Below are 13,519 nucleotides of genomic sequence, written 5' to 3' on the forward strand. Positions count from 1 at the left end.
CGGGTGGTGGAGCCAGACGTAGCGCTGGACAGCGCGTACACGGCCGCGTGTATGAGCTTCGATGCCCGGAAGGTTCTCAGAGGACGGTCGATGCCTACTGCCACGGGCCGCCCGAGGCCCGGCTCCATCACCATGACCGCCCTGGCGGTTCCCTGACTACCGCCAGGCACGGACGAGGTCTTCCGGACCCCAGTGCGCCGCAAGAGGCAGACCGGCCTCGACACCACAACGGGACACCGCCACCAGCGCCGTGCCCGGTTCGGCGCCGGGCACCGCGAGCATGTCCCGCACCAGGCCGTCGTACTCACGTCAGCCAGGGGGAGGCAGTCCCACTGACTCCCACCCTTCCTCAGGTCGCGCTCCAGGAACTGCGCCACTGTCAGTGGCAGTGGCCCGCACGCAAGGTTTTGTCCGGAGGGACTGTTCACGCGCCCCCGGCCGCAGCGAGCACCTCGTCCGCCAGTGTGTTGTCGAGGGCCGCGTGGACCAGGGCGTCCGCCAGCCGGGGCAGTTCGCGGCCGGGGACGAGGCCGCTCAACCTGTCGGGTGAGGTCGGCAGGCCTAGCCGGCCGGCCCCGTCCAGGGCTTTGTGGTCGATGTACGGCGCGAGCTCCGGCCATACGCCCTGTACGTCACGAAGGAAGATGTCGGCCCCTGTGGGCCCGATCCCGGGTATGTCCAACAGGGCCTTCTTCGGGTCGGGTTCCTCGCGCAGGAGCCGCAGATCGCCGCCGTAGCGTTCCAGCAGCAGTTGGGCTCCATTGCCCAGCATCGTGGAGGTCCGCTCGTCGTAGCGCCGGTAGCCGCCCTCGCCGAGTGCGTCGACGCGCTGTTGCCAGGACGCGTCCACCATGGACCGCGGGGTACGCATTCCGGCGTCGAACAACGCCTTGGCTGCCGACACCGCGGTGTCGGCCCTGATGGGGGCGCTGAGGAGTATCGCGAGTACGAGCGTCTGGTACAGCGGGGCCGGGGTATTGCGCAGCCGGATGCCGGCCTGCGCCGGATAGGTGCGCCGCTGCCGGTCCAGCAGGGCACGAACCACTGCTTCGTCCGCCGCTCTCCTCACCGCTTTGTCTGCTGCGCCGGTCGTCTTTCTACCGGACTTCCTGTCGGTCTTCGCAGTCATCGCCTGTCACCGATTCAACGTCTCATTTCACCGGTTTTCCCACGGGCGTCGGTTTCCGCCCGATTCGTGTACCCGTCCAAGGCCGATCGATACACCACCGTCAACCGCCGGCTCCGTCCTACCCTGGAGGTGTGGCTCGGTCCAACGACGAGGTCGCCGCGCTGTTCCGGGAGTATGCGGACCTGATCTCGATCACCGGCGGAGACGCGTTCAAGGCGCGTGTCTACGAGAAGGCTGCCCGCGCGATCGGTGGTCACCACGCCGACGTCGGCACGCTCGACGTGAAGGGCCTGCAGCAGATCCCCGGTGTCGGCAGGTCGATCGCCGAGAAGGTCGTCGAGTACTTCCGCGACGGCAGTGTGTCCGCCGTGGAGAAGCTGCGGGCGAGGATCCCCGCCGGCGTCCGGCAGCTGACGGCCATCCCCGCACTCGGTCCGAAGAAGGCCCTGGTGCTGCACGAGGAGCTGGGGATCTCCTCCGTCGACGAACTGGCCGACGCCATCCACGCCGAGCGGCTGCGCGACCTGAAGGGCTTCGGCCCCAGGACGGAGGAGAACCTCCTCCACGGCATCGAGCTGCTGCGGTCCTCCGGGGACCGCGTCCAGCTCGACGTGGCCCTCGATCTCGCCGAGGAGACCGTCGCCGAGCTGTCCCGGGTGACCGGCTGCCTGCGGTGCACTTACGCCGGGTCGCTGCGCCGCTTCCGGGAGACGGTCGGCGACATCGACGTCCTCGCCGCGGCGAAGCGGCCGATGCCCCTCATGCGGGCGTTCACCGAATTGCCCTACGTCACGGAGGTCATCGCCCACGGCGCGAAGAAGACATCGGTACGCACCGGCAGGGGGCTGCAGATCGACCTCCGGGTCGTGCCGCCCGACTCGTGGGGCGCCGCCCTGCTGTACTTCACCGGCTCCAAGGCGCACAACATCCGCATCCGTGAGATCGCCGTGCGCCAGGGGCTGAAGCTCTCCGAGTACGGGCTGTTCGACGCCGAGAGCGGGGAGATGATCGTCTCCCGGACGGAGGAGGACGTGTACGCACGGCTCGGCCTGCCCTGGATCCCGCCGCCCCTGCGCGAGGACCGCGGCGAGATCGAGGCCGGACAGCGCGGCGATCTCCCCGACCTCGTCACCGAGTCCGGCATCCGGGGCGACCTGCACACCCACACCGACCTCACCGACGGGCTCGCCCCGCTGGAGGACATGGTCCGGGCTGCGGCGGAGCGCGGCTACGCCTACTACGCGATCACCGACCACGGTCCTGACCTGTACATGCAGCGCATGACCGACGAGCGGATGCTGGCCCAGCGCGATCAGGTACGGCGGCTCGACCGCGCGTACGGCAGGCGGGGCGGCATGCGGCTGCTGCACGGTGTGGAGCTGAACATCGCCCCCGACGGCGGCGTGGACTGGCCGGACGGCTTCCTGGCCGGCTTCGACCTGTGCGTGGCCTCGGTGCACTCGCACTTCAACCAGGACCGCGAGGCGCTGACCCGACGGATCGTCCGGGCCTGCGAGAACCCGTACGTCGACATCATCGGCCACCCCACCACCCGCGTCCTCGGCAAGCGGCCGGGCATCGACGCCGACCTCGACGAGATCTTCGCCGCCTGCGCCCGCACCGGTACCGCACTGGAGATCAACGCCCATCCAAACCGGCTCGACCTGCGCGACGAGGACATCCTGCGGGCCCGGCGGCACGGCGTGAAGTTCGCGATCGACAGCGACGCCCACTCCACCCTCCACCTGGCCCACATGCGATACGGCGTGGGTACGGCACAGCGCGGCCGGCTCACCAAGGAGGACGTGATCAACACCTGGCCGCACTCCCGGTTGCGACGCTTCCTGGAGCGATAAGGACACATCAGGTCATGTCATAACTATCGAGGAGGAAGACGAGGCAGATGATCTCCCAACTGGTCACGGTGCCCGTCAACGAAACCGAACTGGCGGGCGATCTCGCCGTGCCGACGCTCGCCCGAGCGGTCGTGCTGTTCGCGCACGGCAGCGGTAGTTCCCGGCACAGCCCGCGCAACCGTGCGGTCGCCGCCGAACTGCGCACCGCAGGACTCGGCACCCTGCTGATCGACCTGCTCACCGAAGCTGAGGAGTTGCACGACAGGGCGACCGGCGAGCACCGCTTCGACATCACCCTGCTGGCTCGCCGGCTGGTCGCCGCGATCGACTGGCTCGACGTCCAGCCCGACACCCGGGGCCTTCCCGTCGCCCTGTTCGGCGCCAGCACCGGTGCCGGCGCGGCCCTGGTCGCCGCCGCCGAGCGGCCCTCCCGGGTCCTGACCGTGGTCTCGCGCGGCGGACGGCCGGATCTGGCCGGTGACGCCCTGGAGGCCGTACGGATCCCGGTCCTGCTGATCGTCGGCGGAGAGGACCACCATGTGCTGCGGCTCAACCAGGAGGCCGCCCGCAGGCTGAGCGGTCCGCACACTCTGCGTGTCGTGCCGGGCGCCACCCACCTGTTCGAGGAGCCCGGCGCGCTGGACCTGGTCGCCGACACCGCCCGGCAGTGGTGCGACGACCGTCTGAAGACCGCGGCCGGGTGAGACCGGGTGAGAACCGCCGCCTTGCCTCGCATCGACCTGTGCGGGACGGGGTACGCGGAGGCACCGGACTTACGGGTTCGGCCCAGGGGGCTGACTCCTATGTGCGAAAGGGGTGGCATCCGTCATGCAGTTCCGTGACCGACGGCAGGCCGGACGCAGACTGGCCGAACAGTTGCGGATCCGGCAGGAGAAGGGCGCCCTCCCGGACCCCGTCGTCCTCGCCCTCCCCCGGGGCGGTGTCGCCGTGGCCCAGGAAGTGGCCCGGGCGCTCGACGCCCCGCTCGACGTGCTCGTCGTACGCAAGATCGGCGCCCCCTTCCAGGAGGAGTTCGGCGTCGGGGCGATCGCAGGGGACGACGAGCCGCTGTTCAACGAGGGCGCCCTGGACCAGCTGGGCCTGAGCCGGGCCGACCTCGCCGAGACCATCGAGCGGGAGCGTGCCGAACTCCACCGCCGCGAGCAGCTCTACCGGCAGGGCCGCCCCGCCCCCGATCTGCGGGGACGTACGGTGATCGTCGTCGACGACGGCCTTGCGACCGGTGCCACGGCCCGGGCCGCGGTGCGTGCCGTACGGCGGCAGGCGCCCGAGCGGATCGTGCTGGCCGTGCCGGTCGGCTCACCCGAGGCGTCGGACCTGTTGCGCGCCGAGGCCGACGACGTGGTCTGCCTGTACCGTCCGGTCTCCTTCATGGCCGTCGGCCTGTGGTACGAGCACTTCGACCAGCTCACCGACCAGGACGTGCTCACCGCGCTGCACACGGGCGCCGCAGGGTAGCCGAGGAGTAGCCGCGGGGTAGTTCTCACGCCCCGAATGGCCGTTCAACTGGTCGCCCGGCCCCAGCGTCCATCGACGCGCTGCCATTCGTCGGCCCATTCCTGCATGCGCCGTCGGTCCATTTGTCCGCGCACGAGTTGTGCGGCCCCGATCACGACAACGCCGGCGCTGATGGCGGCCAGAGTGCCCGCCCAGGCTCCCTGGAAGCGCGCTGCCGCAGGGCTGCCGGGCTTCGGCTCAAGCCGGCCCTGCCGGTCCGTCCACACCGTCACCGGGGTGCCCTTCGCGGTGTCGGGGAGCACCTGGGTCAGACCGGTGCGGGCAGAGCCGTCCGGCGCGGTCCACCGCACAGTGGCCCACACACGGTCCTCGCCGACGACGCGCGCCACGTTCATTCCCGGCGCGTCCTCGGTCAGTACGGCCGAGGCGGTACGGCGCTCCAGTCGCTGGCGATTCAGGCTCTCCTCCGCTGTTTGTGCCACCGTCACCCCCGCGACCAGGCCCCCCACTATGGCGACGATCGCGGCGATCAGCACGACCCAGGCTTCGATGACGTCACTGCGCCGCCGGAGAGAATTCCGCCTCCAGCGCCACATCCGCACTCTCGTACGACATGTCTTCGCCATGGTCGACACCGCCTCGCGAGCACCGACAGCCTCTCCCCCAGTCTCCTCCCCCAGGACGTTTCAGGCCCCCGCACCCAGGAAGACGAGACGAGCACCCGGGCACCGCACCGGTCCGGCACTCGTCTCGGACGACCGGCCGGACGACTCAGACGACCGGCTCGCCGATGCCCAGCAGGTTGCCCTCGCTGTCACGGAACCAGGCAGCACGTTCACCCCGCGCGCCCTTGCTCGGGTAGTTCCCCTCGATCTCGGCGATCCCGTCCTTCGTCCGGATCCCGGGCACGTCGACCTCTTCGAACACCACTCCGCGCTGCCTGAGTTCCGCCACCACCCTCTCGACGTCGTCGACCTGCCATCCCATCTGGGTGAAAGTGCCGGAGGAGGCTCCCGACGACGCGAACAGTGCGAACTCCGTGTCTCCGCACCGGTACAGCAGCCCGCCGGGCCGTTCATCGACGGGCTCCAGACCGAGCTGTTCGGAGTAGAAACGCCGCGCCCTGTCCAGGTCCTGGGCCGGCAGCCTGGTCGCCACGCGTCCGCGGCCGAGAAGGTTCCTGTCGTCTGCGTTCATGCTTCCACTGTGCCGTCAGTCGTGGCCGAAGCGGCCGCCAACAGGCGCGCGTCCGCAGTGGCTTCGCCGAAAGAGCGGTGCCGGTCCCCCGTCACCCCCGCCCCCGCCTCTTCCGTCCCGCCCCCGGCGCCCGCACCGACTGCCGCACAACCAGCTGCGTCCCCAGGATCACGTGATCGCCCCCCGCGGCGCGCCGTTCCCCGTCCAGTGCCAGCCGTACCGCCGTGCGCCCCAGGTCCTCGTAAGGCACCCGGAGGGTCGTCAACGACGTCGAGAGGTCGGCCGCGAAGGGCACGTCGTCGAAGCCCATGATCGAGATGTCGCCGGGGACGTCGAGCCCCGCCTCCCGCAGTGCCGCCAGTACCCCCGTGGCCACCATGTCCGTGCCCGCGAAGACCGCCGTGAAGTCCAGGCCCGCATTCAGGGCGGCCCGCATTCGGTCGTAGCCCGAGGCGCGGGTGTAGGTGCCGGGGATGTCCAACTCGTCGGCGTAGGGGACGCCGTGGGCGCGCAGCGCCTGGAGGTAGCCTGCGCGGCGTTGTTCGGCGGTGCTCATCGCGGGGTTGCCGCCGAGGTAGAGGATGCGGCGGTGGCCGGCCGTGAGGAGGTGGTCGCCTGCCTGGAAGGCGCCGCCGCGGTTGTCGTACTCGACGACGGTCACCGGGAGGTCGCCCGGTAGGGGCGGGCGGCCGCACAGCACCAGGCGGGAGCCGGCGGCGTCCAGCGCTCTGGCGTAGTCGGCCATGCGTTCGTGGTACGCCTCGTCCAGTACCGCACCGCCTACGAGGATGACGGCCGCCGCGTGCTGTTCCCGCATCAGTTGGACGAGATCGTGCTCGCGGTTCTGGTCACCGTGGGTGGTGCAGACCAGGCTCAGTCGGCCTCGGGCCGCGGCCTCCTGCTCCACTCCTGCCGCTACGTCGGCGAAGGACGGGCCGATGATCTGGTCCATGACCAGGGCGACGGGACCGGCGACTCCGCCGGACAGGGCCTTGGCGTGGACGTTCACCACGTAGTGGAGGGACTCGACCGCCGCCATGACGCGGGCGCGGGTTGCGACGGAGACGGGGTGGCTGCCGGCCAGGGCCCTGGAAACGGTTGCCACCGACACGCCCGCTTTGGCCGCGACGTCGCGGATCGTGCTGGGGCCGTCGCCGTCGGCGCCGTTTCGTCTGCGCTTGCCCGGGGTGGCGCGAGGGCCCGTTTTCCGGGCTTCGGTTCCGTTCTCCGTCACGTTCCGACGTTACTGCATCGCCGGTATGCCGACCGGGGCTGTGCAGCAACTCCCTCCCTTCTCGGTGAGAACGATTACATATGGCGATCACATGTCGCGATCACATGTCCGGACGTGACCCCCGCGCGGCCCGCGCCTACGCGCTCCTCGCCAGATCGCTGTGCCGCACCCGGTGCGCGAGCGGCAACCCCGCGTTGAGCAGTGCCAGTTCCTCCACCACCGTCCGGCCGAGACGGGCGAGTTCGTTGCCGAGGGAGCCCGCGATGTGCGGCGTGAGGAATACGTTGGGCAGCTCGTACAGAGGGGATCCCGCAGGCAGGGGCTCCGGTTCCGTCACGTCCAGTACCGCGCCGAGCCGGCCGGAGACCAGTTCCGCGGTGAGCGCTTCGTGGTCCACCAGGGCGCCCCGCGAGGTGTTGACCAGGACGCCGCCGTCCGGGATGAGGGCGAGCCGGTCGCGGTCGAGCATGCGGAACGTCTCCGGGATGTCCGGGGCGTGCAGAGTGACGATGTCGCTGGTGCGCAGCAGTTCCGTGAGGGAGAGGGAGGTCGCGCCCAGCGCCTTGGCCTCCTCGGCGTCCACGTACGGGTCGTACAGCGTGGTCGTCAGTTCGAACGGGCGGAGTAGTTCCAGTACCCGGCGGCCCACCCGTGAGGCGCCGATCACGCCCACCCGGCGGCCGAGGTTGCCCACCTGTGTGTATTCGTGGGGGGCCGGGTGGACCCGCTCGCGGCGGAAGCGTTCGCGCAGGCCGAAGGCGTCCTTTCCGGCGAGGAGGACGGCGGCCAGGGTGTACTCGGCCACGGGGAGCGCGTTGGCCCGGACCGCGCTGGAGACGGTGAGCCCGCGCTCCCAGCCGGCGTCGCCGAGCAGACTGCGGACGCTGCCCGCGGCGTGCAGGACGGTGTGCAGCCGGGGTGCGGCGGCCAGGACGTCGGCGTCGATGTGCGGGCAGCCCCAGCCGGTGATCAGCACCTCCGCCTCGGCCAGCGCGGCAGCGGCCCCCGGGTCGGTGAAGTCCTGGACGACCAGTGCGGGATCGATCCGTGCCATTTCCAGCAGCCGTTCCATCAGGGCGGGCGGGAAGAGTTCGGGCAGGTGCACCGGGTCCATCGCGAACAGGGCGACCGGGAGGTGGGGGGTGGACACGACGGGCTCGGGAGACATGGGACTCCTGCTTCGGTGCGGAAGCGCACTAGGACCGGGAACGGGAACTGGGAACGAGAACTGGAAACGGGATCGAGGACGGAAACGAAGTGATGTAAACGTATTCCACGCTAGGGTCCACTCTTCGAATCGGTCAATGGCGCCACCGGAAGCGCGATCAGAGGCCTGCCGCTTTCCCGAACCGATACCGACTGACACCGAAGCAAAACCTGCAGGTCACCGGTGTCGGACCGTAACTTGCGAGCAAGATGCGCGAAACGGGGATCTCACGACCTCTTGCTTCTCGACCGCACCCGGCCTAGCGTCCAGCACGGCAAACGGTTACATGACCCCCGGTTGCATGACCCGCCCCCCACTCCTGTGGAACGTCGTGGTGATACCTAAGGAGCACGCTCATGTCCGTCAGATTCAGGCGCCCCGCACTCGCCGGAGTTGTCTGCGCTCTCGCGCTCACCGTCTCCGCCTGCGGCGGGTCCGGCTCCGGGTCCGGTGACGACGCTTCGGGGGCCTCCGGGCCGGTCACCCTCGACTTCTGGGGGTGGGCGAACGGTCAGGAGGCGGTCGTCAAGGCGTTCAACGCGTCGCACAAGGACGTCCAGCTGAAGTACACGAAGGTGACCGACCAGCTGACGATGCAGAAGCAGTTGAGCAACGCCGTCAAGGCCGAGAACGCTCCCTGCCTGCTGCAGAACACCGGTGAGTACGTGACGAGTTGGGTCGCGCAGGGCGCGCTGGCCGACATCACGGAGTACGTCGGGTCGAGCAAGGACAAGTTCAACCCGGGTTCGTGGGCCGTCGGCCAGGTCCAGGGCAAGGTCTATGGCGTACCCACCGCCTCGGCGCCCGCCTTCACGATCTACCGCACCGACATCTTCAAGAAGTACGGGCTCAAGGCCCCGGCGACCTGGGACGAGTTCATCGCGGCGGGCAAGGTCCTCAACAAGCACGGCGTCAAGATCACCAACTACGCCGGTGAGGACCCCAGCACCCTGGAGGTGCTGGCCATGCAGGCGGGCGCCCACTGGTACGCCATCGACGGCGACGCCTGGAAGGTGGATTTCCAGGATGCCGGCACCCTCAAGGCGGCGAAGGTGATCCAGGAGATCATCGACAACGACCTCAACTCGAAGCTGTCCTTCGCCGACTACGCGGCCGTGCAGCGCAACTACGACAAGGGCGGCACCGCGACCCGGCAGATCTCCACCTGGCAGATGTCCGGGATGGTGCAGAACTTCACCGACTCCTTCGGCAAGTGGGCGCTGTCCCCCTGGCCGACGTACAAGGGTGAGGCCGCGAAGACGCCGGCCGGGACCAACCAGAGCGGCAACCTGACGCTGGTGTCCAAGCAGTGCAAGCACCCGGAGCAGGCCGCCGAGGCGGCGCTGTGGATGTCCACCGACGCGGGCGCGGTCAAGACGATGGCGAGTCCGGAGACCGGCAGCGGGGTGATGCCGGCGCTGGCCGACAGTGACACGTACGTGCCCGAGGCGATCTCCGAGAAGCTGCTCGGCTCGAACTACCAGCCTGCCCAGCAGATCGTGAAGGACAGCCTGTCGACCGTGACGACCGACTGGACCTTCGGTCCGGACTGGACCGCGATGTTCTCCGAGCTGCAGAGCCAGTGGGGCCAGGTGGTCAGCAAGAAGCAGACGGTCACCGAACTCCTGGCGCACATGCAGGAGTGGACGGTCAAGGACCTGAAGTCCCGCGGTATCAACGTCAAGGGCTGAGGCACATCCCGATGATTCGTTCTCTGCGCTGGAAGGGCGCCGCCTTCACGGTGCCCTTCCAGCTCGGCTTCGTCTTCCTCTATCTGCTGCCGATCGGGTACGCCGTCTACCAGTCGCTGTACCACTCGCAGTCCTCGGGGCTGGGTCTGGGCGGCACCACCGACGAGTTCTCCGGCCTCGACAACTACCGACAGGGCCTGACGGACCCGAAGTTCATGGGTTCCGTGCTGCGCGTGGTGGTGTTCGCCTGCGTGCAGATCCCGGTCATGCTGCTGGTCAGCCTGGTCCTCGCCCTGTTCCTGGACGCGCTCACCGCACAGGCGGCGAGCCGGTTCCGGATCATGCTGCTGGTCCCGTACATGATCCCGGGGGTGGTCGCCGCGGTCGTGTGGATCAACCTCTACAGCCCCGACGTCGGCCCGCTCACCCCGCTCGGCGATCTGCTCGGCTTCGACTGGAACTTCTTCTCGCCGTCGATGGTGTGGCCGTCGATCGGCAATCTGCTGACCTGGCACGGCATCGGCTACAACATGGTGATCATCTACTCGGCGCTGCAGGGCGTGCCGCGTGAGCTCTTCGAGGCCGCGCGTCTGGACGGCGCGACCGAGTGGCGGGTCGCGCTGAGCATCAAGATCCCGTTCGTGCGGGGGGCGTTGGTGCTGACCGGGATGCTCTCGATCATCCAGATGCTGCAGATCTTCAACGAGCCCGCGCTGTTCCGGAACATCACGCCGCAGACGGTCGACGACAGCTTCACCCCGATCATGATCATCTACAACCAGGCCTTCAACGCCGGCAACTACCACTACGCCGCCGCCCTGTCGGTCCTGCTCGCCCTGATCCTCGGCGTCGCCTCCTTCCTCTTCTACCGGCTGACCTCGAAGGAGACCGACTGATGGCCACCACGACGACCACCAGCGCCACCGCCGAGTCCCCGAAGCGGTCCCAGTCGTCTGCCGCACGGCGCCTCAACCGCCCTGATTCCAGGGGCCGTTCGCGCGGCGGTCAACGGTTCGTCCTGGTCGGACTTGTGCTGGCCAGCGCGTACAGCCTCTTCCCCGTGTACTGGCTGATCATCGCCGCCACCAAGGACCGTACGGGGCTCTACCAGAGCAACGGGCTGTGGTTCTCGGGCTGGCATCTGTGGGAGAACCTGCATCAGGTGTTCACCTACGAGGACGGCATCTTCCTGCGCTGGACGGCCAACTCGTTCCTGTACGCCGGTGTCGGCTCCCTCGGCGGCACACTGATCGCCCTCGCGACCGGCTACGGCCTCGCCCGCTTCGACTTCCCCGGGCGCGGTGTGGTGTTCGCGGCTGTGGTGGGTTCGTTCCTCATCCCGATCGCGCTGCTCACGCTCCCCCTCTACCTGCTGTTCTCGGAGATCGGGCTCGTCGACACCCCGTGGGCGATGCTGATCCCCTGTCTGATCAACCCGTTCAGCGTGTACCTGGCCAAGGTGTACACCGAGGCGACGATCCCCTTCGAACTCCTGGAGGCGGCCCGTATCGACGGGGCCGGTGAGCTGCGGATCTTCTTCAGCATCGTGCTGCGGATGATGACGACGGGTGGCGCGACCGTCTTCCTGCTGGCCTTCGTCAACACGTGGAACGCCTTCTTCCTGCCGCTGACCGTGCTGCGCGGCCAGGAGAACTGGACGCTCAACCTGGGCCTCTACAACTGGTCCGGCAAACGCGCGGAGTCCGGCATCGACCTCACCAGCCTGGTCCTGACCGGCGCCCTTCTCTCCATCGTCCCGATGGCGATCATGATGGTCGCGATGCGCCGCTACTGGCGCACCGGCGTCACGATGGGAGCCCTCAAGTGACCCTCGTGCGCAATCCGGTCATCCGGGGTTTCGCTCCCGACCCGTCCCTCGTGCGGGTCGGCGACTGGTACTACGTGGCGACCAGTTCCTTCGAGTGGTTCCCGACGATCCCGATCCACCGCTCACGGGACCTGGCGCACTGGGAGTACGCCGGACACGTGCGGGGTGCCGTCCCGGGCGACTCGCTCGCCGGGGTGCCCGACTCCGGTGGTGTCTGGGCGCCTTCGCTGAGCTGGGACGGCGAGCGGTTCTGGGTCGTCTTCTCGATCGTGCGCTCGGTCGGTACGCCCTACTTCGATCTGGACACGTACGTCAGTACGGCCGCGGAGGTCGACGGCGAGTGGTCGGCTCCGCGCCGGGTCGCGAGCCACGGCTTCGACCCCGCCCTCTTCCACGCCGACGGCCGGCTGTGGCTGCTCAACATGCAGAGCGACCACCGCCCCGGCGGACAGCGCTTCGCCGGCATCGTGCTCACCGAGCTGGACCGCGACACCCTGACCCGGACCGGCGACACGCATCTGCTGTTCCAGCACGAACGCCTCATCGAGGGACCGAAGTTGGTGCGGCACGGCGGCTGGTACCTCCTTGTGCTGGCTGAGGGCGGTACGGGGTTCGAGCACGGGGTGCGGGTCGCGCGCAGTCGCGCGATCACCGGGCCGTACGAGCTCGACGGCCGGCCTCTGCTGACGACGCGGGACGACCCGTCGGTGCCGCTGCAGAAGGCGGGGCACGCGGAACTGGTCGAGACACCGGACGGCGACTGGATCCTGAGCCATCTGGCGGCCCGCCCGCTGCGTACCCCCGAGGGCATGCGCTGCACCCTCGGCCGGGAGACCGCGATCCAGGCGCTGACCTGGGACGCCGAGGGCTGGCCCAGGCTGCGGCAGGGCGGCCATCACCCGGCGGTCGAGGTCGATATCGACGTACCCACGTGTCCCAACCCCGACCCGGATCCCGACACTGATGTGCCCCGACTCCCGTTCACCGACGAGCCGTTGGGCTGGCCCTGGAGCACCCTGCGGGCCGCGCCCGACCCGTCGTGGGCCGACACCGCCACCCGCCCCGGCTGGATACGGCTGCGCGGACGGCACGGACCCGAGTCCCGGTGGGCGCACAGCCTGCTGGCGCAGCGCATCACCGAGCACCGGGCGACGGCCCAGGTCACCGTCGAGGCAAGGCCGTTGACCTTCACCCAGGCCGCCGGGCTGGTCCTCCGGTACAGCGCCGAAGCCTGGCTGAGCCTCGACGTGACGTGGGCGGAGCCGGCGGGTGAACCGCAGCGCGGCCAGCAGTGGCAGGGCGCCGGCCGTACCGTCCTCAGCCTGCGGGAACGCGACGAGTCCGGTACGCGGCAGGTGGCGGCCACGGAGGTCGACGCGACGGGTCCGCTCACCCTGGGGGTGACCGTCGACGGCGCCGACGCGTCGTTCTGGTACGTCCAGGACAGTACCCGCCGGCCCGTGGGCCCGCCGCTGGACTTCAGCCGTCTCTCCGACGACCACGGCTCCCGGCTGCGCTTCACCGGCTCGATGGCCGGGATCCACGCCACGGATCTCGTCGACGCCACCTTCACCGCCGACTTCACCGACTTCCACCTCGTGTGCACACCCGAGGAGCCTTGGCGCTGAGCCCCCCCGGGGCGTCGATCCACCGGGACGTCGATCCGCCGGGGCCCGGGTCTGCCGGGGCCCGGGTCTGCCGGGCCCAGGTCTGCCGGGCCCAGGTCTGCCGGGCCCAGGTCTGCCCGTATCGGGTCGGCCGGACCCGGGTCTGCCCGTACCGGGTCGGCCGGACCCGGGTCTGCCCGTACCGGGTCGGCCGGACCCGGGTCTGCCCGTACCGGGTCGGCCGGACCCGGGTCTGCCCGTACCGGGTCGGCCGGACCCGGGTCTGCCCGT

13 protein-coding genes are annotated in these 13,519 nt (G+C 69.5%); 7 read left to right on the forward strand and 6 right to left on the reverse strand.

Translation table 11 applies throughout. The annotated features are described in order from the left end of the window. Window positions 1–156: 156 nt before the first annotated feature. Together OG734_RS13680 and OG734_RS13685 are read right to left on the reverse strand one after the other, a co-directional pair. Entirely contained in the window at window positions 157–291 is a 135-nt protein-coding gene (locus OG734_RS13680) for a hypothetical protein (RefSeq protein ID WP_330287761.1), read from the reverse strand. Window positions 292–424: 133 nt separating this feature from the next. Continuing rightward, a complete protein-coding gene (locus OG734_RS13685) occupies window positions 425–1,045 on the reverse strand; it encodes an endonuclease (protein ID WP_330287762.1) in 621 nt (206 codons plus the stop codon). Between the two features lie 215 nt (window positions 1,046–1,260). Here OG734_RS13685 and polX point away from each other — a divergent pair, with 215 nt between their 5' ends. From polX to OG734_RS13700, 3 genes are all read left to right on the forward strand, one after another. Beyond that, window positions 1,261–2,985, forward strand: a complete 1,725-nt coding sequence (polX, locus tag OG734_RS13690; protein ID WP_330287763.1) for a DNA polymerase/3'-5' exonuclease PolX — start codon at window positions 1,261–1,263, stop codon at window positions 2,983–2,985. Between the two features lie 47 nt (window positions 2,986–3,032). Continuing rightward, window positions 3,033–3,689 (forward strand): dienelactone hydrolase family protein, encoded by a 657-nt coding sequence (locus tag OG734_RS13695; protein ID WP_330287764.1) that lies wholly within the window; start codon window positions 3,033–3,035, stop codon window positions 3,687–3,689. A 124-nt stretch (window positions 3,690–3,813) separates the two neighbouring features. Beyond that, window positions 3,814–4,464 (forward strand): phosphoribosyltransferase, encoded by a 651-nt coding sequence (locus OG734_RS13700; RefSeq protein WP_330287765.1) that lies wholly within the window; start codon window positions 3,814–3,816, stop codon window positions 4,462–4,464. Between the two features lie 44 nt (window positions 4,465–4,508). Here OG734_RS13700 and OG734_RS13705 read toward each other — a convergent pair whose 3' ends face one another. The 4 genes from OG734_RS13705 to OG734_RS13720 form a co-directional block, all read right to left on the reverse strand. Beyond that, window positions 4,509–5,090 carry an Rv1733c family protein gene (locus tag OG734_RS13705; protein WP_330287766.1) on the reverse strand — a complete coding sequence of 194 codons (582 nt, stop codon included), beginning with the start codon at window positions 5,088–5,090 and terminating at the stop codon, window positions 4,509–4,511. A 145-nt stretch (window positions 5,091–5,235) separates the two neighbouring features. Then, complete coding sequence (locus OG734_RS13710) at window positions 5,236–5,661, reverse strand: VOC family protein (RefSeq protein ID WP_330287767.1); 426 nt, start codon at window positions 5,659–5,661, stop codon at window positions 5,236–5,238. A 91-nt stretch (window positions 5,662–5,752) separates the two neighbouring features. After that, window positions 5,753–6,895 (reverse strand): LacI family DNA-binding transcriptional regulator, encoded by a 1,143-nt coding sequence (locus OG734_RS13715; protein WP_330287768.1) that lies wholly within the window; start codon window positions 6,893–6,895, stop codon window positions 5,753–5,755. A gap of 136 nt (window positions 6,896–7,031) precedes the next feature. After that, entirely contained in the window at window positions 7,032–8,063 is a 1,032-nt protein-coding gene (locus tag OG734_RS13720) for a hydroxyacid dehydrogenase (protein WP_330287769.1), read from the reverse strand. Window positions 8,064–8,458: 395 nt separating this feature from the next. On the opposite strand from OG734_RS13720, the gene OG734_RS13725 reads away from it, so the two are divergent. Genes OG734_RS13725 through OG734_RS13740 form a run of 4 tightly spaced genes read left to right on the forward strand, consistent with a single transcriptional unit; the run spans window position 8,459 to window position 13,249 of the window. Beyond that, the gene (locus OG734_RS13725) at window positions 8,459–9,793 is read left to right on the forward strand and encodes an ABC transporter substrate-binding protein (protein WP_330287770.1); all 1,335 of its coding nucleotides are present in this window, start codon (window positions 8,459–8,461) and stop codon (window positions 9,791–9,793) included. An 11-nt stretch (window positions 9,794–9,804) separates the two neighbouring features. Continuing rightward, entirely contained in the window at window positions 9,805–10,689 is an 885-nt protein-coding gene (locus OG734_RS13730) for a carbohydrate ABC transporter permease (RefSeq protein ID WP_330287771.1), read from the forward strand. Next, entirely contained in the window at window positions 10,689–11,621 is a 933-nt protein-coding gene (locus OG734_RS13735; protein ID WP_330287772.1) for a carbohydrate ABC transporter permease, read from the forward strand. Before OG734_RS13730 ends, OG734_RS13735 begins: the two co-directional genes overlap by 1 nt. Continuing rightward, window positions 11,618–13,249, forward strand: coding sequence for a family 43 glycosylhydrolase (locus OG734_RS13740; RefSeq protein ID WP_330287773.1), 1,632 nt, complete (start codon window positions 11,618–11,620; stop codon window positions 13,247–13,249). The genes OG734_RS13735 and OG734_RS13740 overlap by 4 nt, the downstream gene beginning before the upstream one ends. The last annotated feature ends 270 nt before the right edge of the window (window positions 13,250–13,519 follow it).

The sequence above is a fragment of the Streptomyces sp. NBC_00576 genome (assembly GCF_036345175.1).
In the GTDB taxonomy this organism is placed as follows: Bacteria; Actinomycetota; Actinomycetes; order Streptomycetales; family Streptomycetaceae; genus Streptomyces.

Coding starts and splice junctions, on each gene's coding strand:
- OG734_RS13700 (WP_330287765.1), top strand. CDS start 3,814: ATGCAGTTCCGTGACCGACGGCAGGCCGGACGCAGACTGGCCGAACAG.
- OG734_RS13710 (WP_330287767.1), bottom strand. CDS start 5,661: ATGAACGCAGACGACAGGAACCTTCTCGGCCGCGGACGCGTGGCGACC.
- OG734_RS13725 (WP_330287770.1), top strand. CDS start 8,459: ATGTCCGTCAGATTCAGGCGCCCCGCACTCGCCGGAGTTGTCTGCGCT.
- OG734_RS13730 (WP_330287771.1), top strand. CDS start 9,805: ATGATTCGTTCTCTGCGCTGGAAGGGCGCCGCCTTCACGGTGCCCTTC.
- OG734_RS13705 (WP_330287766.1), bottom strand. CDS start 5,090: ATGGCGAAGACATGTCGTACGAGAGTGCGGATGTGGCGCTGGAGGCGG.
- OG734_RS13720 (WP_330287769.1), bottom strand. CDS start 8,063: ATGTCTCCCGAGCCCGTCGTGTCCACCCCCCACCTCCCGGTCGCCCTG.
- OG734_RS13695 (WP_330287764.1), top strand. CDS start 3,033: ATGATCTCCCAACTGGTCACGGTGCCCGTCAACGAAACCGAACTGGCG.
- OG734_RS13735 (WP_330287772.1), top strand. CDS start 10,689: ATGGCCACCACGACGACCACCAGCGCCACCGCCGAGTCCCCGAAGCGG.